The following is a 20,795-nucleotide window of genomic DNA, read 5'->3' as shown; positions in this document are numbered from 1 at the left end:
AAATTAAAAATGCAAAAAAACTCGAAAATTGTATAATTGTCACTTGCAAGTGACAATTATATGTATTAAGGAAAACGAATTTTTAAAATATAATTATTTTAGGGAGGTAAATAAATGAAAGAGAAAAGTAAAATGATTATATCATATCTTAACTCTAGTGATGATTATACTCCCAGTAGTTCCTTAGCTCAATATTTAAATGTAAGTGAAAGAAGTATAAAGAGATATATAAAGTTAATAAATAAAGAGCTAGAAGTATATGGGGCAAAAATTGATTCCGCTAAAGGATTAGGATATAAATTATTAATATTTTCTAATGAAGAATTTAAAGCATATGTAAAAACTATAAGTCAGACAAATAAAGAAAATTCAGTAAGAACGTCAGACTTAATTAGAAGTATATTAAAAGAATATCCAATAAGCTTAGATGATCTATCAGAAATGTTATATACAAGTAGATCTACTCTTCAAAATGAAATAACAAATATAAAAGAGCTACTTAATAATTTTGATATAAACCTTAAATATAAACCATATAAAGGACTATATTTAGAAGGTACAGAAGAAAATATACGAAGATGTTGTATAAAGTATTTTTTTGAAGATGAAGGATCTAATGAAATTACATTATCAATAGATTTAAAGCCTATAAATGATGAATTTATATATGTTATAAAAAAGTTTATTGAAAAAGAATTATTATCTAGAGAAATATTTAAAAATGATTATGAAATAAATTATTTAACAAAAATGATTACAGTTTCATGTTATAGATCTATAAATGGTTACAATCCAGATAAGCTTTATTCAGACAAGACCGAAACAGATGTTTCTGTATTTAATGAAAATTTAAAAATTAAAATAAAAGATAAATTTGATATTGAAATAAAAGATACAGAGCTAAATTATATGAATGAGTTGATTGAAGCTGGAAAAAGTTCAACTCAAAATCTTAGTGAAAATGAAGTAAGAAAAATAGTTGAAAATGTTTTAAAAGACATAGATATGAAGTATAAAGTTTCTTTATATGAAGATGAATCTTTATTAATAAATTTAACAAAACATATTCTGAATTCATACCACAGATATTACCTAAAGATAGATGTTGAAAATTTTATACTAGATCAAGTAAAAATGAATTACCCTGAAGCGTTTAATTATGCACTAGATTTAGGAGGTATACTGGAAAGAATTTTAAAAACAAAAATAAATTCTAATGAAATTGGATATATAGCTATACATTTTGCAACTGCGATTGAAAGAGCAAAGCAAAAAATAAGTTATAAATCGATTATAGTATGTAATACTGGAATTGGAACTTCTGAATTAATAAAAACTAAGTTAAGAAGATATTTTCCTGAGATAGAAGTTGTTGGATGTTACCAACTTCATTATTTACAGAAATTAGATTTAGTTGGAATTGATTTTATAATATCTACTATAAATATAGACAAAGATAAACTAAAAAATAAAAATCTAATTTATGTGTCCCATGTTTTAGATGATATAGATATACAAAATATAGAGGATGAATTAAATAAAATTTACTTACAAAGTTATCTAAAATCATTATTTAACAATAATTTTTATTATAAGTTACAAGTAAAAGATAAATTAGAACTTATCGAATTAATTTGCAATGATATGGTTAAAAATGATTATATAACTAAAGTTGATAAAGATTCTATACTAAAAAGAGAAGCTTTATCATCAACAGAAATATCAAATTTAGTAGCTGTTCCTCATTGTATTTCAAGTGAAAATAAAAATACAATAGCAATATGTACATTAAAAGATGCAATAAAGTGGGGGAGTGCAAGTGTAAAATTAGTTTTTATAGCATGTTTAAACTCAGAAATTAAAGAAAACAAACATGTGTTCCCGTTTATTCATTCAAGTACTAAAAAAAGTGACATAGTCAATAGATTATGTGAATGTACATCTTTAAATGAATTTATTGAAATTTTAATGAGGAGTAATACGTATGATAGTTAATAAAAATTTAAAAGCAAAAGATCAGATAGATGTATTATATAAAATATCGGATATAGCTAAAGAACATAATATTGTTAATTGCAGTAGAACATATTTAAAAGGCCTTTTAGAAAGAGAAAAACAATTTAGTACAGGTATTGGAAATGGAATAGCAATACCCCATTGTAGATGCGATGCAGTTAATGAAATAGAAATAATTATTTGTACTTTAGACGAGTCTATTGATTGGAACTCTATAGATAATAAACCTGTAGATTTTGTAATTGCATTAGCTATACCTAATAAAAATATAAATCATGAGTATTTAAGTATTATATCTAAACTTGCTAGAGCCTTAATGGATGAAAATTATAAAAATGAATTAAAATCATTTAAGGATGAAACAGATATAATTAAAAAGATTAAATCTACAATAAAATAGGAAGTGATTTTTATGGGATACAAAATAGTAGGTATAAGCAACTGTCCAGTAGGTGTTGCACATACATATATGGTTGCAGAAGCACTTACAAGCGAAGGCAAAGATAGAGGTCATATTGTAAAGATAGAGACTCAAGGTGTTTTAGGAAATGAATTTGAGCTTACACCAGATGATATAAAAGAAGCTGACTATGTTATATTAGCAATAGGAAGAGGATTATCCGATGAAGACATGGATAAATTTGAAGGCAAAAAAATAATTCAAAAAGATATCAATGAGGTTCTTAAAAATGTAGAATCAGTGTTTGATAATCTAGAAAAAGAAGCCTTTGTATATAGAAAAGAAAAAATTAAGAAAAATATCAATATATTTAAACATATAATGACCGGTGTATCATATACAATACCATTAGCTATAGCTGCAGGACTTTTGATGTCTATATCATCTATAATAACAAAGGGAAGTGTTCCCGAGATAGGTACATATGCATACTTATTAAAAATGGTAGGGGCTATAGGGATAGAACTAATGATACCTGTATTGGGAGCTTATATAGCATACTCAATATCTGGAAAACCTGCATTAGCTCCTGCATTTTTAGGAAGCTGTCTAGTAGAGAATGAGGAGATTTTAGGAACTGCAGCCAATGGTGGATTTTTAGGAGCAATAATTGTAGGACTTTTAGTTGGTTACTTTGTAAACTTTTTAAAAGATATCAAACTTTCTAAAGACATGACTCCAATTATGTCGTTTTTAATAATACCTCTTATAAGTACATTATTTATAAGTACTATAGTGTTTTATATAATTGGTCCATTTGTAAGTAAAGTTATGTTTGAACTTATGTATTTCCTGAATTCATTATCATTAGGCAGTTCTATGTTATTATGTGTAGTCATAGCAATAATGCTTGTTTTAGATATGGGAGGACCTATAAATAAAACTGCGTACATATTTGCGTTGAGTATGGCACAGCAAGGGAATTATATTTACTTTGGGACAGTAGCAATTGTTATTATAATTCCTACTGTATCAATAGGTATTGCAACTATAATTAGACCAGATTTATTTAATAAAGAAGAGTTAGAAAATGGAAAATCAGCACTTACAGTAGGATTATTTGGTATAACTGAGCCAGCAATAGCTTATGCAGTTAATGACCCAAAAGCTATTTTAATATCACAAATTGTTGGGGCTTCAATTGCGGCCATTGTTGGAAACCTTATGGGAGTTAAACGTTTAGCACCAGGAGCTAATATAATTGACCCATTGTTGGGGAATGTAACTCCGTTTTTAGGATTTTATATAAGTGTAATAATTGGAGTGGTAGTTAATACAAGTTTATTAATTTTTATTAAAAATAAAAAAGAAAAAGAAATGATTTAAAAATTATTTCTTATAGAAACTTAAGTTTATTTAAGAATAAGAGGGTTATCAACTTTAAAAATTGAGCCTTATCAGCGTGATTAAAGAACTTAAGTTTCTATAAATAAAATTACGACAGAGGTGATTTGTATGTATGATTTTAATATTAAGCCAGATCGAGTATCTGAGAAATGTAGGAAATGGGATTTAGATATAATAAGAGATAAATTTGGAAATGTAGATGCCGATTTTATCCCAATGTGGATTGCAGATATGGATTTCAAAATACCAAAAGAAATTGAAGATAGATTTATTGAAACAGTGAGAAGAGGTGTATTTGGATATACTTATTGTTATGAAGAATTTTACAACTCGGTAATAAATTGGCAAAGTGAAATTCATGGAGTTGAAGTAAATAAAGATGAAATAACATTAACCTATGGTACGGTATCAACTATACACTACACAATTCAAGCTTTTTGTAATGAAGGTGATAATATAATATTAAATACTCCTGTGTATGACCCATTTGAATCAGCGAGTAAAAAGCAAGGGGTAAACGTTATCGCAAATACTTTAGATATAGTTGATAATAGATATTATATAAATTTTGAAACGTTAGAAAAACAAATTAAAACTTATAAACCAAAACTTATGTTATTTTGTACACCGCATAATCCATCAGGAAGGATATGGTCTTTAGAAGAAATAAGAAAAGTAGCAAAACTTTGTAAGGAAAATAGTGTTATTTTAGTTGCAGATGAAGTCCATGCAGAGCATATACATTTTGGAAAATTTGAGTCTATATTAAAACTTGAAGATGATTTGTTAGAAAATATAATCCTACTAACATCTCCAAATAAAGGATTTAATTTAGGCGGGCTTAAAACTTCATACTCAATAGTTAGAAATAAAGAAATAAGAAATAAATTTAGAAAAAAATTAAATCAAAATTCAATAACATCACCAAATGTATTTGGAATAATAGGAATTATAACAGCTTACGATGAATGCAGAGTGTGGTTAAAAGAAGTAAATGAATATATAAAAGAAAATTACCTTATAGTAGAAAAATTCATAAAAGAAAAATTACCTATGATTAAAGTTATGAAAATGGAGTCATCTTATTTAGCATGGATAGATATTAGTGAATTAGGTATAAATTCGAATGAGTTTACTACAAAACTTGCTATAGAAAAAGGCGTTTTACTAGAGGATGGGGCACATTTTGTATCAGACGGAGAAAATTATATAAGGATGAACTTAGGAACTCAAAGAGAAAACGTATATAATGCTTTGGTTAGAATTGAAGCTTTTATAAATGGATTAATCTAGTTTGAACTTAGAATTAAAATAAAAATATAGAAAATGAACTTATGGAGGAGAATGACATGAAGAAGAAATTATTTGACTTTTTTCAGAAGCTTTCAAGGGCTTTCTTATTGCCAATAACATTAATTTCGTTTGCATCTATGTTATTGGGGCTAGCATCAGTATTTTTATGGCATGATCAATTAAAAGAAATGATACCTGTGCTTAACACACCAGTAGTACAGTACGTTGCCAATATAATGAGTACTATTGCAAATGTAATGATGGGGAATATTTCTTTATTATTTGCTGTAGCTTTATCGTTTGCGATGGCTAAAGAGGATAAAGAGTTTGCGGCACTAGGAGGTTTAGTAGGATATCTAGCATTTTTAATGGGAATGGGTACTCTATTAACTGTTAACCCAAGTGTTGCAGGTATGTTCCCAGAAGCAACTTTAAAACCTATATTAGGAATAGATACAATAGACACAGGTATGGTTGGGGGTATTGTAGTAGGATTACTTGCTGCATTTATTCATAATAAAACTCATAAAATTAAGTTACCTATGGCGATATCATTCTTTGGAGGAACTAGATTTGTTCCTATCGCTTGTGCAGTAGTATTTGTACTTTTAGGTCAAGTATTCCCTTTTATTTGGGCGGCTATATCAGCAGCTATAAACACAGCAGCACAAGGTGTTGCTAACGCAGGTATATTTGCACCATTTTTATATGGATTTGGAGAAAGACTTTTAATTCCAACAGGACTTCATCATGTATGGAATGCAGTTATAAGAGACACAGCTGTATCAGGAGTATATGCTTTCCCTGATGGAAATGTAGTTGAAGGATCAAGAATAGCATATAATTATTTCTTAACAACAAATGTACTACCAGAAGGGACAACTATTGCTGAGATGGTTAAATTCCTAAGGGGTGGACAAGTACCAATGACATTATTTGGTCTTCCGGCAATAGCGCTTGCTATGTACCACACTGCAAAACCGGAAAATAGAAATTCAATAAAACCATTATTGCTAACAGGTGTATTTTCAATATTAATTGCGGCAGTTACAGAGCCAATAGAGTTTGCATTTATGTTTGCATCTCCGATACTTTATCTGATATATGCTATAATAACAGGACTAAGTTTTATGGTAAGTTATATTTTACAAACTGGTATGGGAGGATCTGAACCTAACTTAATAGGACTTTTATTATATGGAGTATTAAGACCAGAATCTAGATATTTAATTTTACTTTTATTAGGAATTCCATTTGGATTATCGTGTTATTTCTTATTTAGATGGTGGATAGTTAAGTTTGATGTAAAAACTCCAGGAAGAGGAGGAGAGTATGATCAAAGTATGGAAATGATGGATGAAGAAGGTGAAGTTGGAAAAAATACAGATCCATCAGTATTAAAAGCTAAGGTTATAATTTCTGGGCTTGGTGGAGCTGAAAATATAGATGTAGTTGATTGTTGTATAACAAGGCTTAGAGTTACAGTTAAAGATATGAGTCTTATAAGTGAAGAAAAAATTAAAACAACTGGATGTATGGGGCTAGTTAAAGTTGATGAGAATAACATACAAATAATTTATGGACCATCAGTAAACGTTGTTAAAAACTCAGTTAATAAACAATTAGCATTAGCATAATATAAAAGATATATATTAAATAGATTACTATTTAATATATATCTTTTTTTATTACAGCTCTCATCATAAAAAAGACAGGAGGAGTAGAAAAAACTGGAGCAAATAAAGGGGCTACAATCTCATTAACATGAAGTATGTTTACAAATAAGATTATTATTATCATATTTAAGAAAAATTCAAATACGTAAACTAAAGAAGACAATAAAAACTTTTTAGCTGTATAATTAGATTCTTTAAATGTAAACTTTGAATTTAGAAAATATGAAGCGGATACACTTATTAAACTAGTTATAGAATAGGCTACTAAATAGTGAATTTCTAAAAATAAATACAAACTAATATAAATCATTTGAGAAATTACAAAATTTGTTATACCTATAGCATTAAATTTAAGATATTCTATAATTTTCATTTTATACTTTTTTAAAATTAAAATCATTACACTTTCTCCTTAATATTGACCAATGATGTCGTTACATGTAAAAACATTTCATAATATAGTATTGGTTTTATAATAACATGATATTTACATATAAAAAACAAAAAAACTATATACATAAGGAAAAATGTGGTATATAATTAAAGTGTGTTAAATAAAAAACAAATAATAACGCTTAAAAAAACGTTTAACAAGGGGGAAAAGACATGAGTTATGCATTTTTTATGCCGAATATAAGTTTAATGGGACCAGGGTGCGTTAAGAAAATAGCAGAAGAGATAACTTCAAGAGGACTTAAAAAAGCCCTTATAGTATGTGGAAAAAGATCTTCTAAAAGTGAAGAGTTCAAAGGGGTAACCGATCTTTTAGAAGAAAATAATATAGATTATGTAGTTTATCCAGGATCTATACCAAATCCAACTGTAAAAAGTGTTATGGATGGGGTTGAAATATTAAAAGAAAATGACTGTGATTTTGTAATTTCTTATGGAGGAGGTTCTCCTCATGACTGTGCAAAAGGAATTGCATTAGTTGCAACAAATGGAGGGAATATAAAGGATTATGAAGGAATAAATAAATCTTCTAAACCTCAATTACCTTTAATTTCAATAAATACAACAGCAGGAACAGCTTCTGAAATGACAGTATTCTCTATAATAACAGATGAAGAAAGACATGTAAAAATGGCTATAGTTGATAAAAATGTTACGCCAATACTTGCAGTAAATGATCCAGAGTTAATGGTTAGTATGCCTAAATCACTAACAGCAGCAACAGGAATGGATGCTTTAACTCATGCAGTTGAGGCATATGTATCAACTGCAGCTACACCAGTTACTGATGCTTGTGCTCAAAAAGCTATAGAGCTTATAAATGATCATTTAAGAGATGCAGTAGAAGATGGAAATAACATGGAAGCAAGAGATATGATGGCTTATGCTGAATACTTGGCAGGAATGGCATTTAACTCAGCTTCACTTGGATATGTACATGCAATTGCACATCAACTTGGTGGTTTTTATGATTTACCACATGGAGTATGTAATGCTATATTACTTCCAGAAGTACAAGTATTTAACTCTACAGTTTGCAGTGCTAAGTTAAAGGATGTAGCTAAGTTTATGGGTGTTGAAACTAAGAACATGAGTGATGAAGAAGGAGCAAAAGCTTGCATAGAGGTTATAAGAAAATTATCAAGTGATATAGATATACCAGCAGGCCTTAAAGAGCTAGGAGTTAAAGTAGAAGATTTTGATATTTTAGCAGAGAATGCACTTAAAGATGCTTGTGGGTTAACTAATCCAATAAAAGCAACTCATCAAGATGTAAAAGATATACTTACAAGAGCGATGGGGAATGCAACTGAACTTGCTTAAAAATTAAATAAATTATTATATATCAAAAAAGATTATCTTAAGTTAATTTAAGATAATCTTTTTTTGTATAAATATATAGGTATAAAAAAAGCATAGACAAAATGTTTGTCTATGCTTTAAAATTTATCCGACTATAACTAATTCTTTATCATGTTTATTTAAATTTTCATGACCATCTTTTGTAACTAGAACTAAATCTTCTATTCTAACTCCGAATTCACCTGGTAGGTATATACCTGGCTCAACAGAGAATATCATACCTTCTTGAACACAATCAGTATTAACAGAAGAAACATCTCCCATATCATGACACTCAAGACCTATAGAGTGACCAGTTCTATGAGTGAAGTATTTTCCGTATCCTTTTTCTGTTATATAATCTCTAGCAGCTGCATCTATATCACAGAATCTAACACCTGGCTTAACTAAAGCTATAGCTCTTTTATTAGCTTCTAAAACTATCTCGAATACTTCTTTAGCTTTTTCAGGAGCTTCTTTATAGAATACTGTTCTAGTCATGTCTGAACAGTAGTTATCTTTTACACAACCTATATCAAGTATTATAGCGTCTCCAGCTTTAACTTTTCTATCTCCAGGAGTACCGTGTGGATCTGCTCCAGTTGGTCCAAATCCTATTATAGGAGAGAATGAGAAACCATCAGCACCTAAATCTTCATATATTCCAGATAATTTGTTAGCAAGTTGCTTTTCTGTTAAATCTGCATTTATAGTATCTTTTAATCTCTTCATAGCTTCATCGTTTAAAGCAGAAGCCTTTCTCATTAAATCCTTTTCCTCTTCATCTTTAGATGATCTTAAAGTATCTACTATGTAAGAAGAATTCACAAATTTGCATCCTGGACATAAATCCATTAAAGCTAGTAAGAATTTTGCAGGCCAGTTTTTATCAACACCTATAGTACCATTTTTATCTATACCGTTGGAAACGATTTCAACTGAATTTTGAGTATCGTTAAACCAAACCATTTCAACACCTAAGTCTTCAGTCACAGGGAATAATTCGTTTATAAACATCTTATTATTTCCATTAACATTTATATATAATGCTAATAATCTTTCTCCTGGATGTATCATTTTTCCTGTTAAGTAGAATATTGCATATGGATCACTAATTAACATTTGATCTATGCTATTTTTCTTCATTTGATCAAGAACAGCGTTTAATCTTTGAGTTTTCATATATCCATCTCCCTTTTAATTGTATAAATACCTTACAAGTAAATTTTAACATAAATTTATATAAAATGTAAAATAATTTAATTAAATGAAATTTAAATGGATTATAATAATAAAATTTAATATATAACTAAAAAGATATTGAAAATCATTATCAATAATGATAAAATTAATTATGATAATGATTTTCAATTAAATGGAGGTTAATATGAATATAAAATGTGATTACTCATGTAAAAATAGAATAGATTCGTCATACATAAAATGGATATTAGAACTTTTAGGGCCTGTAATTTTAGGATCAAAGCCTAGTGAAATATTAAATATTTCACTTAATGACAACAATAAAGAATATAAAATAAAAGAAATAGAATCTTTTTTCAAAAACTGTTCTAGATTAAAATATGAGATAGTTTATAAGGATAATGGGGAAATAAAAATACTATTTATAAATAAAGATGCTCTATCGGAAACTTTAAAAAATAAAAAATGCGTAAATTTTCTTAAGTTTATAGGATATCCAAATTACTATACACTAGATAATTATATAAAATGTTTATTAGATAAGTTAAAAGAAAATGAATTTCCACATGAAATAGGTATATTTTTAGGATATCCACTAAAAGATGTAGTAGGATTTATGGGATATGGAAATTATGAACTTCAGAAGACAAAGTATTGGAGAGTATATGGAAATACTGAAATTTCAGATGAAATATATAATAGATTTTTAGAAGATAGGAAAAAAATGAGAAATATGCTAGAGAAAAAATCTCTTGATAGAATAAAAAAAGTAGTTTAAATAAATTGTTACTATCAAATAATTGATTCAAAAGTGTAAAAATAAGAAGGAAATGGTATTAATATACTAGAATATAATATAATTGAAATTAAATAGGCATTTAAAGGAGGCAAATATGAATTATAAATTGATAGTAACAGATATGGATGGAACCTTGTTAAATGGAGAGCATGAAATCAGTCAGAAAAATAAAGAAGCTTTGAAATTTGCTGCTGATAATGGGGTTAATGTAGCTATTGCAACAGGGAGAATTTATGAATCAACTATTAAGTACGCTAGAGAGTTAGGAATAAAAACCCCTATAATATGTTGTAATGGAGCTTTGATTAAAGAGTCGACTGGAAATATAATATACGAAAGTCAAATAGAAAATTATATATGTAACAATATAATTGATGTTTTAGAAAAAAATAATATATATTATCAGTGCTTTACAGATGATACTATATTTACTACATATATAAACGAATGGCTTAGAAAATACCAAATGCAAGAAGATTTAAATATAAACATAATTGAAAGTGAAAATATAAAAGAGCAAATAATAGGAAAAAATATTTTGAAGTTTTTAATTATCGAAAGTAATTTAGAATTACTTTCTAAAGTAGAAGAGGAGTTAAAAACTATTCAAGATATAGAATTGACAAAATCTTTCTTTGACAATATAGAGGTAATGAAAAAAGGAGTTAACAAAGGGAGTGCTGTAGAAAGTTTAGCTAAGTACTTAAATATAGAAAAGAGTGAAATAATAACTTTTGGAGACAATCATAATGATTTAAGTATGATACAATATGCTGGTATGGGAGTTGCAATGGGAAATGCTGAAGATATAGTAAAAGAAAATGCAAACTTTATAACTTGTAAAAATACTGAAGATGGTGTAGCACAAGCAATAAGTGAACTATTAAAATAAATAAAAAGCATAGGCGTGAGCTTATGCTTTTTTATATATTGAGTTTAAAAGTTATAAATTTCAGAAAAAATTAAAAAATTCAAATATGAATTACCAAAATATGCTATAATTTTAGTGAAAAGGGTTATATAAATATAGAATTTGACGTAAATGACTGTCACAAATTTATCAATCTAAAATAAAAAAAGGGGTTATTATAGGGAGATGAATTATGAGTAAATCAGAGATTTTAGAAAACAACAAAAACAAAAAAAAGAAAAAGATTAGCATTCCTCATACTTTTACGATAATCTTTGCATTGATTATCGTTATGGCTGGATTAACTTGGATAATACCAAGTGGACAGTTTGATAGAACTGAAGTTGATGGAAGAAGTGTAGTTGTACCAGGAACATATAAAGTAGTGGAATCTAATCCACAAGGAATACCAGAAATATTTAAAGCTCCAATAGATGGATTTATAGATGCTGCAGAAGTTGTAGGGTTTGTAATATTAGTTGGAGGAGCATTTGGAATTGTAAACAAAACTGGAGCTATAGAAGCAGGTATTGGGCATACGATTTCCAAAATGAAAGGGTTGGAGTTTTTAATTATTCCAATATGTATGATTTTGTTTGGATTAGGCGGGACAACCTTTGGGATGCATGAAGAGGCACTTCCTTTTTACATCATATTTATTCCTATGATGGTAAGTTTGGGTTATGATTCCCTAACTGGAATGGCAGTGGTATTTATTGGAGCAGCTGCAGGAACAGCTGCATCAACAATAAATCCTTTTTCAACTGGAATAGCACAAGCTTTGGCTAATATAGCACCAGGATCAGGGATTGGATATAGAAGTATAATTTTTGTAATTATAATGGCAATATCTATCGCATTTGTTATGTTACATGCCAATAAAGTTAAAAAAAATCCACAAAAATCAATTGTATATGAACTAGATAAAAAAAATAGAGAGCATTTTGTAATGGGTGATTCAAATATAAAACCATTTACAAAAAAAGAGTTAGCTGTTTTAGTTACATTTACTGTTGGTATGGCAGGTATGGTTTATGGAGTAGTTGCCAAAGGATGGTATATACCAGAAATCTGTATGATATTCTGTGCAATGGGAATATTATCAGGGATATTTGGAGGATTAAAACAATCTGAAATTGTAGAAGCCTTTGAAGAAGGAGCAAAAGATTTAATTACAGCAGGTCTTGCAATAGCTTTAGCTCGTGGAATAGTAATAATTGCACAAAATGGATTTATAATAGATAGTATATTAAATTCAGCAGCAAACTTATTAAATGGACTTCCAAAGTCAATATTTATAGTTTTAACATTCCTGCTTGAAAGTGCTTTAACTATTTTAATACCATCATCATCAGGGCTTGCATCACTTACAATACCAGTACTTGCTCCACTTGGTGATTTGGTAGGAGTTTCATCACAACAAATAGTAACAGCGTTTCAATTTGGATCAGGATTTATGAATATGATTACACCTACGTCTGGAGTTTTAATGGGGGCATTAGCGGTAGCTAGAGTTCCTTGGGATAAATGGCTTAAATTTATAGCTCCTTTACTAATTACAATTACGATACTTGGAATTGGATTCTTAGTTATAGGACTTCAGTTTGGTTTTTAAAAATAAAGAGCATATGCTCTTTATTTTTTTGTAAATGATTTACTAGAATTTAATTTATGAAAATAAGCACAATAAGAATGAGTATAGTTTAGAAAGGAGTATGAAAATGACTAATAATAAAAAACAAAATTTAACAAAAGTTGAACTTTACAAACAAAATAAAGAAGAAATAGCACAAGAGTTGGGCATAAATGGATATGAATCAACAGAAGTTAATGCAAAACTTGCATCTGAAGGTGAAGCTAAATATAGCAAGAAAACAATGAATAGAAAAAGTCACATAAAAAATGGCAATGGTGATTACAAAGGAAGAATGGATTTATAATATAAAGTATTATTTAAAAGGAATATATAAATATATATTCCTTTTATTTTTATAATTATAGATTATTATTCTAAGTATGTTTAAATAATTGATTACATAATGATATAATATAATAAAATAATTTTAATATACATAAAATTTAAATTATTGTAATAGTGGAGGGATTTATGAAAATAAGTAATTTTACATTTAAAGGGGAAGAAGATACTGACATATATGTATATAAATATGAGCCAATAGAAAAAGAAAACATAAACGGAATTGTTCAGATTTCACATGGAATGTCAGAAGAAGCTGGTAGATATAAAAGATTTGCAAATTATTTGACTGATAATGGTTATATAGTTTACATAAATGATCATAGAGGGCATGGAAAAAGTGCAGAAAATATAAATAGAATAGGAATACTTGCACAAAAGGATGGCATACATTGTATAGTAAAAGATTTAAACAAATTAACTAAAATTATAAAAACTGAAAATAATGGATTACCTATATTCTTATTTAGTCATAGTATGGGATCATTTGCAGCTCAAAAGTATATAATTGATTATAGCGAAGACATAGATGGAGTAATACTATCTGGTACAAATGGGTTGCATGGAATAGAAGTTGATTTAGGCTTTTTAGTTGCTAAAGTTATGAGCAAAATTCAAGGAAGAGAGAAAAAGGCTTATTTAATAGATAAACTAGCTTTTGGAGGATTTAATAAAAAGTTTAAACCAAATAAATCAGAGTTTGACTGGCTTAGTAGAGATTTTAAAGAAGTTGAAAAATATATAGAAAATGAATATTGTGGAGTAGTTTTTAGTAATGGGTATTTTTATGATTTATTTAAGCTATTCAAAGAAATTAGAAACATAAATAATTTGAAAAAAATAAATTCTAAATTGCCTATATATATATTTGCAGGAGATAAAGATCCTGTTGGCAAATTTGGTAAAGGTATAACTAAGTTATATGAGAATTATAAAAAAGTAGGCATAGAAAATGTTGAATTCAAATTGTATAGTGGTGGAAGGCATGAGATGTTAAATGAAATTAATAAAGATGAAGTAATAAATGATACTATAAATTGGATAAAACAGAATAATAAATTGACTAATCAATAAACATTTTAAAAAGTATTTTTGCTAGTTAAAACTTATAAAATATAGTAATTAGAAAATTATGTTAAATAAATATCTTAAGAAGTATATAAATTTTGATATTTATGGTAAAATATAAATAAAGCAAAAGAAAAGCTTTGCTTAGGGGGGAGAATATGGGTAGATTAAAAACTAGAAAATGTCATAAGTGCAAGCATACTCTAAAAAGTAAGAATTTTGTACAATTCAAAAATGGAAAACCAATATGTGGCATATATAAAACTGGGATACCAGACGAAATATTCTTTAAAGCTAAATACTGCAAAAACTTTGAACTAGCAAACAAATACAATATAGTTGAAATGGTAGATAATTTTATGAAAAAGCTGAGAGGTTGTAAAGAATGTGATAAAAAACCTAAAATCAGTGAGAAAAAAAGTAGAGTAATATCAATAAATAAAGATGCTAAATAGGAAATAGTAATATATTATATATTTTAAACTTCTACAAAGTATAAATTTGTAGAAGTTTTTTTGCGTTTAAGTAATGTTATATCAAAAAACTAGAATAATCAAAGAAATATGTGCCTATAAAGTAATTTTATCTTGGGAAATGGAAGTTTTTTTGAACAAAGGGAAAGTTTAATGACGACATGAGTGATGCTGATTTTTTATTTTAAATGCAAATACAACACCAGATGACAAAATGGAATATAAAAGCTTACATTGATATGATAAAAAAAGATAAAAAACGCCCTAACCCTAGTAATTACAATGGTTTTATTGCCCAGGTAATAAAAAATAAACGCTAATTGTGGAAGTGTCATATGTCGTATAAAAGACATATAATAAATTATGTTATATCTTAAAGGGGGAGGTATGTATGAAAATAAGAGTTAATAATGATGCATCATATATAAGAGTTTTTAATGCTACGGCAAATAGCGATAAAATTGATGTATATATTAATGACGTACTTGTATTTTCTGATGTTAGATACAGAGAATTTGTTCCATATACACCAACATTTCCTGGGGATTATACGGTCAAAGTATATGAATGTGGAAATAGTGAAAAGTTAATACTAGAACAAGAGTTAACTATAGCAGGTGGAAATGTAGGTACTTTGGTTATAACAGGGATAATGCCAAAGCTTATGCTACTTGCAGTTTTTGAAGATCCAAATGAAAAAACTTGTGAGTCTAATGCAAAATTTAGAATAGCACATTTATCACCTACAACAGAGCCGATAGATTTAACAGTAAATGGGGTAAAAATGATAGATGAAATTCCTTTTGGAAAAAGAACTAATTATGCAGAAGTTCCTATAGGAGTATATGATTTTACAATAGAAGAAAGTAACGTAGAATCGGAAGAACGTAATGATGGAATAAGAATAAGTAAAAAAATTGAATTGAAAGACAATAAAATTTACACAATTTATTTAATTGGGGATGTACCAGATATTGAAATTATACAATCTTTAGATATAATAACTTATATGAACAAATAATTAGGAAGTACCTCAATAAACTTTATTGAGGTACTTCTAACTAAAAGAGATAAGGAGATAAATTACATGAACAAAAATAGACTAAAAGAAAGTATGCTTAAAGTTCCTTTGGTATATAACATTGTAACTGCAAATATTAAAGATTCTAATATACAAAGTTATGACGCTAGTTATGGAAATCATAAAAAACAATATTATAAGTTTTTTAACTTTGATGATAAAAGCCCTATAATATTTTTTGTTCATGGAGGAAGTTGGTGGCATGGAAGTCCAAAGAGATATTCTTATATAGGTAAATACTTTAATAAAAAGGGATTTAATGTAGTTTTAATTTCATATAGACTTGTTCCTAAATTTACATATCCAACACAGATAGATGATATATTTAACGGATTTAAACATTTCCTAAGCAATGAAAGAGTTATGGGTGATAGGAATAAAGTTTATGTTATGGGTTATTCAGCGGGAGGAGAATTAGCAGCTAATCTAGTTTTCAATAATTATTTTCATAAAAAGTATGGAATAGACAAACATGTATTTAAAAAATTCATATCTATATCTGGAGTGCTAAATTTTAGAGCATGTACTAGAAAATATGCAAAATCAATTATTAAAAATTATGCAAAAGGACAGAATATAGATAAAGTAAACCCTATCAACTTGATAAAAGGAAATGAAGATATACCGGTACTTTGTATACATGGCAAGTTGGACTCATTGATAAATCCTGAATGTTCGATAAGCTTCGTTGATAAATTAAATAAGGTTAATAAATCAAAACTAGCAAAATTGATTATTTTAGATAATATGTATCATAGCAATATACTAAATATAGCAAGAGGAAATGGGAAAAAAGATTCAAAGGTTATTTTAGACTTCTTAAACTAATGAAAAGAGGATCATGAATTGGAAAAAGGTAGCAATATTGAAAAAAGAGATTATCTAATTGATAATCTTAAAGTTATTTTAATGTTTGCAGTTGTATTTGGGCATACAATAGAATATTATATAAATCAAGATGATACATTAAAAAGCATGTATATGTATATATATATATTTCATATGCCTTTATTTATATTTATATCTGGATATCTATCTAAAAAAGGTGTTAAGTCAAATTTGGTTTTGATTAAAAAGCTTTTAATACCATATATTTTCTTTGATATAATTTGGTACATTGGAGCTTATATAGTTACAGGTAAAAATATGTTTTCTATATTTTATCCTGGATGGACATTATGGTATTTATTGAGCTTATTTTTTTGGAGGATATCCATTAAATACTTAACAAAAGTAAAATGGATAGTTCCTATAAGTTTTGCGCTAGGACTCTTAATTGGGCTTGATAGTATGGGACAAAATTTTTTATCAATATCTAGAACTATAGCATTTTTACCGTTTTTTCTTATGGGGTACTATACAGATTCAACAAAACTTAATAAAATAAACAATATGAGCAAAGGAATTGGTTATTTTATAGTAATAGTTTTTATTTTAATTGCAATTTACATATCAAAGTATGATGTAGTAGGTTATAAGTTCTTATATAATTCATATGCATATAAGACCAATCAACTAAACATGATACAAGGTTTAATAGGAAGAAGCTTACTTTATTTAGGATCTATAATACTTAGTATAGGTATTGTAAATGTAGTTCCAAATAGAAAGTTTTGGTATAGCAAATATGGTAAAAATACTATGAATATATATGTATTTCATATATATTTAATTGTTATAGTAATACATTTTATACCAAGCTGGAATATTAGCTTATTTTCTAATCTTGGTATAATATTAAGTCCTATATTAATAATGATTTTATTGTCAGGAGATTTTGTAAATTATATATATAATTTTATTTTTAATCCTATAAACAAATTGTTTGATTATATAGCTAACTTAATGAAAATATAGAGGGGGATTTAGATGAAAAAAATAACTAGAAAAATAATATTAATAGTATCAGTACTATGTTTAGGATTAATGATTGGATGTTCTAAAAAGAGTGGAGAAGAAAAAGAATACACTAACAAGCCAATTGATCCACCAAAAGAGCTACCAATAGCGACTATAAAAGTTAAAGATTATGGAACTATAGAAGCTGAATTATACCCACACTTAGCTCCAAACACCGTTAATAACTTTATAGAACTTGCTAATAATAAGTTTTATGATGGACTTATTTTCCATAGAGTAGTAAAAGACTTTGTTATACAAGGTGGAGATCCAGAAGGTAGTGGTACAGGAGGACCTGGATACTCTATAAAAGGAGAATTTGATGACAATGGATTTAAAAATGATATAAAACATGAAAAAGGTGTATTATCTATGGCTAGAAGTCAACAACCAGATTCAGCTGGAAGTCAGTTTTTCATAGTTACAAAAGATGCAAAAAACTTAGACAAGCAATATGCTGCTTTTGGAAAAGTAATAAAAGGAATGGATGTTGTAGACAAAATAAATAATGTAGAGGTAGGTTCTAACGATAAGCCTAAGAAAAATGTTGTTATAGAGAGCATAAGAGTTGATACTAAAGGTGTAGAATATAAACCTGCTGAAAAAATCAAATAGATGTTAAAATAAGAGCAGATATCTGCTCTTATTTTTTACGCTTAAGGAAATTATACTTAATTAAATTTTGTAGATACTTATGTAACATAGTGATACAAACGTTTTGGTGAAAGTAAAAAATGATATTTTGAGCAACGGACGGAGTCGTTGGCGACATGAGCAGAGCGAATTTTTTATGTTAAAAATTAAAACTATTGAAATAAAAGCAAAAAATAGTATACTTATAAAAGGATGGGTAAAATCGATTAGGAGAAATATTATGGATATATTAACTAAAAGACAAAAAGATATATTACAGTATACCTTTTTATTATTTTTAATTGTATTGACTACATATTTGGTGTGTACGACTCTAAATATAAATGTTTTATCTAAAATTATTAAAATTATAAATTTAAAATATATAGCATTAGGATTTTTATGCATAATAATGTATATAATATTAGAAGCTTATATACTAAAGATAATATTAAATTCAATTCATAAAACGAAAATTAAATCGTTGGGATTTAATATAGGAACAATGGGTTTGTATTATAACTTAGTAACACCGTTAGCTTCAGGAAGTCAACCGATGCAAATTTATGCTTTGACAAAATCAAAGGTTCCTGTAAGTAAAGCTACTGCAGTTATAGCGAATAAGACTGTTATATTTCAAACTGTAGTTACTCTATATTGTGGGATATTGTTGTTTAATCATTATATATATTTAGAAAGAGAGCTAAACTCTATAATTATATTAGTTGCAACTGGTATGATTATGAATATATTTGCATTGAGCTTTGGGATTTTAATAATATATAGTCCTAAAAAAACTAAGAAAATAGTAAATATAGCATTAAATATATTAAAAAAGATAAAAGTATTTAAAAAATTAGAAGATAAGCAAGAAAGTATAAATAAATTTATTGATGAGTATAATTATTCAATTAAGCTATTTTTAAATGATAAAAAGTCATTAATAAAATCTTTACTTTTTACGATAGTCCAATTGACTTTGTATTTTAGTATAGCTTATTGTATATACAGATCATTAAGTTTGAATTCTCAGTCATATGGACATATGTTAACATTACAGGCTTTTTTATATATGGCTGTATCTCCTGTTCCAACACCTGGAAATGTAGGAGCTAATGAAATTGCATTTTTTACTATATTTAAAGATGTAATTCCTAAAGAATTATTAGGATATTCTGTATTCTTATATGGAATATTTATATATTACTTTATATTATTATTTTGTGGAATTTTTACAATTAGATACCATTATAAAATGAAAAAAATAAGAAAAAATGAAAGTAGTAGTAACATTAATTCATAAAAAATAATATTATATATAAATAGTAAACCACAACATTAGAGGTGACATGAATGTTTATATCAGTTATATTGTGGAGTTTAGTAATTTGTATTATTACTTTAGGTATTTACTATTTATATGACGATAAAAAGTCAAAAAACGATGATAAAGAAGATTTGTATTAAATTTACTGAAAAAGAAAAGTATTTATACTTTTCTTTTTTTGCGCTTAAGGAAATTATGGTTATTAAAAATCTATGGATAACTTATAGAACTTAGTTATATCAACATTGTATATTTATAGTGTAAAAAAGTTTTTTGAGTAACTGACGAAGTTGTGACAACGCAAGCTAAGCGAATTTTTTATAGAAAAAATTATAAGTTTAAAATAAATGTTATATGGACATTCTAGTATTAAACGATATTAAAGGAAGGTAAAATTATGTCTAATAAAAAAAATACTAATAAAGATAAAAACAATTTAGATAACAATAAAGAGATAAAAGACTTATTAAAAGAAAATGATAATAAAGAGGAAATTGCTGAAGAAATTTCTCAAAATAAAAAAATAGCAGATATATTAGGGAATAGATTAGCAAATAAAAATTTTTTCCCTCCATGCTAAAATAATCTTAAGGAGTGAAGCATATGACTGAAAATAGATTTAAAAATGGACAATATGAAAATGCTTTACAATATACAAAAGAGATATTAAATACAAGTTTATCTATGAATGACATAATAAGTAAGAACAATACAAGTGATGAAAAATACGAAAAAGATAAGGACCATAAAGATAATAATAAATAATAAAAAAGCTTATGTATTAAAATACATAAGCTTTTTTATTATTAAATTTTAATGCTAGAAATTATATTAATTA

Annotated in this window: 21 protein-coding genes; 19 read left to right on the top strand and 2 right to left on the bottom strand. The window is 27.1% G+C overall.

Going from position 1 to position 20,795, the window contains the following annotated elements; all coding sequences use genetic code 11:
• The first annotated feature begins 114 nt into the window (after positions 1-114).
• The 5 genes from GFJ41_RS04620 (at position 115) to GFJ41_RS04600 (ending at position 6,753) form a co-directional block, all read left to right on the top strand.
• On the top strand, positions 115-1,995 hold the full coding sequence (locus GFJ41_RS04620; protein ID WP_170074720.1) for a BglG family transcription antiterminator: 1,881 nt from the start codon (positions 115-117) through the stop codon (positions 1,993-1,995).
• On the top strand, positions 1,985-2,416 hold the full coding sequence (locus tag GFJ41_RS04615; protein ID WP_170074719.1) for a PTS sugar transporter subunit IIA: 432 nt from the start codon (positions 1,985-1,987) through the stop codon (positions 2,414-2,416). The genes GFJ41_RS04620 and GFJ41_RS04615 overlap by 11 nt, the downstream gene beginning before the upstream one ends.
• 12 nt (positions 2,417-2,428) lie before the next feature.
• Complete coding sequence (locus GFJ41_RS04610; protein ID WP_170074718.1) at positions 2,429-3,802, top strand: fructose-specific PTS transporter subunit EIIC; 1,374 nt, start codon at positions 2,429-2,431, stop codon at positions 3,800-3,802.
• Positions 3,803-3,931: 129 nt separating this feature from the next.
• Positions 3,932-5,116, top strand: a complete 1,185-nt coding sequence (locus tag GFJ41_RS04605) for a MalY/PatB family protein (RefSeq protein WP_035115895.1) — start codon at positions 3,932-3,934, stop codon at positions 5,114-5,116.
• 56 nt (positions 5,117-5,172) lie between these two features.
• Positions 5,173-6,753: a PTS transporter subunit EIIC gene (locus GFJ41_RS04600; RefSeq protein ID WP_170074717.1), complete on the top strand. Its 1,581-nt coding sequence runs from the start codon at positions 5,173-5,175 to the stop codon at positions 6,751-6,753.
• Positions 6,754-6,784: 31 nt separating this feature from the next.
• On the opposite strand, the gene GFJ41_RS04595 is transcribed toward GFJ41_RS04600, so the two are convergent.
• Positions 6,785-7,192 carry a GtrA family protein gene (locus tag GFJ41_RS04595; RefSeq protein WP_206001497.1) on the bottom strand — a complete coding sequence of 136 codons (408 nt, stop codon included), beginning with the start codon at positions 7,190-7,192 and terminating at the stop codon, positions 6,785-6,787.
• A 206-nt stretch (positions 7,193-7,398) separates the two neighbouring features.
• Here GFJ41_RS04595 and yiaY point away from each other — a divergent pair, with 206 nt between their 5' ends.
• Complete coding sequence (gene yiaY / locus GFJ41_RS04590) at positions 7,399-8,568, top strand: L-threonine dehydrogenase (RefSeq protein ID WP_025162617.1); 1,170 nt, start codon at positions 7,399-7,401, stop codon at positions 8,566-8,568.
• Positions 8,569-8,691: 123 nt separating this feature from the next.
• Here yiaY and GFJ41_RS04585 read toward each other — a convergent pair whose 3' ends face one another.
• On the bottom strand, positions 8,692-9,768 hold the full coding sequence (locus tag GFJ41_RS04585; RefSeq protein ID WP_085281824.1) for a M24 family metallopeptidase: 1,077 nt from the start codon (positions 9,766-9,768) through the stop codon (positions 8,692-8,694).
• A 205-nt stretch (positions 9,769-9,973) separates the two neighbouring features.
• Here GFJ41_RS04585 and GFJ41_RS04580 point away from each other — a divergent pair, with 205 nt between their 5' ends.
• The 13 genes from GFJ41_RS04580 (at position 9,974) to GFJ41_RS04520 (ending at position 20,722) form a co-directional block, all read left to right on the top strand.
• Positions 9,974-10,567 carry a DUF3793 family protein gene (locus tag GFJ41_RS04580; protein ID WP_021433124.1) on the top strand — a complete coding sequence of 198 codons (594 nt, stop codon included), beginning with the start codon at positions 9,974-9,976 and terminating at the stop codon, positions 10,565-10,567.
• 115 nt (positions 10,568-10,682) lie between these two features.
• The gene (locus tag GFJ41_RS04575) at positions 10,683-11,480 is read left to right on the top strand and encodes a Cof-type HAD-IIB family hydrolase (protein ID WP_021431316.1); all 798 of its coding nucleotides are present in this window, start codon (positions 10,683-10,685) and stop codon (positions 11,478-11,480) included.
• Between the two features lie 211 nt (positions 11,481-11,691).
• Complete coding sequence (locus tag GFJ41_RS04570) at positions 11,692-13,113, top strand: YfcC family protein (protein WP_021433122.1); 1,422 nt, start codon at positions 11,692-11,694, stop codon at positions 13,111-13,113.
• Between the two features lie 106 nt (positions 13,114-13,219).
• Positions 13,220-13,438, top strand: a complete 219-nt coding sequence (locus tag GFJ41_RS04565; protein WP_021431314.1) for a hypothetical protein — start codon at positions 13,220-13,222, stop codon at positions 13,436-13,438.
• Positions 13,439-13,605: 167 nt separating this feature from the next.
• Positions 13,606-14,550, top strand: coding sequence for an alpha/beta hydrolase (locus GFJ41_RS04560; protein ID WP_150885255.1), 945 nt, complete (start codon positions 13,606-13,608; stop codon positions 14,548-14,550).
• Between the two features lie 152 nt (positions 14,551-14,702).
• Positions 14,703-14,999: a hypothetical protein gene (locus GFJ41_RS04555; RefSeq protein ID WP_170074715.1), complete on the top strand. Its 297-nt coding sequence runs from the start codon at positions 14,703-14,705 to the stop codon at positions 14,997-14,999.
• Positions 15,000-15,408: 409 nt separating this feature from the next.
• Positions 15,409-16,038, top strand: a complete 630-nt coding sequence (locus GFJ41_RS04550; RefSeq protein ID WP_021431311.1) for a DUF4397 domain-containing protein — start codon at positions 15,409-15,411, stop codon at positions 16,036-16,038.
• Positions 16,039-16,104: 66 nt separating this feature from the next.
• Positions 16,105-16,926, top strand: coding sequence for an alpha/beta hydrolase (locus GFJ41_RS04545; RefSeq protein WP_021431310.1), 822 nt, complete (start codon positions 16,105-16,107; stop codon positions 16,924-16,926).
• An 18-nt stretch (positions 16,927-16,944) separates the two neighbouring features.
• Positions 16,945-17,955: an acyltransferase family protein gene (locus GFJ41_RS04540; RefSeq protein WP_021431309.1), complete on the top strand. Its 1,011-nt coding sequence runs from the start codon at positions 16,945-16,947 to the stop codon at positions 17,953-17,955.
• 12 nt (positions 17,956-17,967) lie between these two features.
• Positions 17,968-18,612 (top strand): peptidylprolyl isomerase, encoded by a 645-nt coding sequence (locus tag GFJ41_RS04535; RefSeq protein WP_021431308.1) that lies wholly within the window; start codon positions 17,968-17,970, stop codon positions 18,610-18,612.
• Between the two features lie 259 nt (positions 18,613-18,871).
• A complete protein-coding gene (locus GFJ41_RS04530; RefSeq protein ID WP_170074893.1) occupies positions 18,872-19,933 on the top strand; it encodes a lysylphosphatidylglycerol synthase transmembrane domain-containing protein in 1,062 nt (353 codons plus the stop codon).
• Between the two features lie 421 nt (positions 19,934-20,354).
• Entirely contained in the window at positions 20,355-20,537 is a 183-nt protein-coding gene (locus tag GFJ41_RS04525; RefSeq protein WP_021433114.1) for a hypothetical protein, read from the top strand.
• A gap of 23 nt (positions 20,538-20,560) precedes the next feature.
• Positions 20,561-20,722 (top strand): hypothetical protein, encoded by a 162-nt coding sequence (locus GFJ41_RS04520; protein ID WP_170074714.1) that lies wholly within the window; start codon positions 20,561-20,563, stop codon positions 20,720-20,722.
• Positions 20,723-20,795: the final 73 nt, after the last annotated feature.

It is taken from the genome of Paraclostridium dentum (assembly GCF_012922555.1).
GTDB classification, from domain to species: Bacteria; Bacillota; Clostridia; order Peptostreptococcales; family Peptostreptococcaceae; genus Paraclostridium; species Paraclostridium dentum.
Note: the sequence above shows the minus strand (reverse complement) of the source record. Positions and strands in the feature narration are given on the sequence as shown.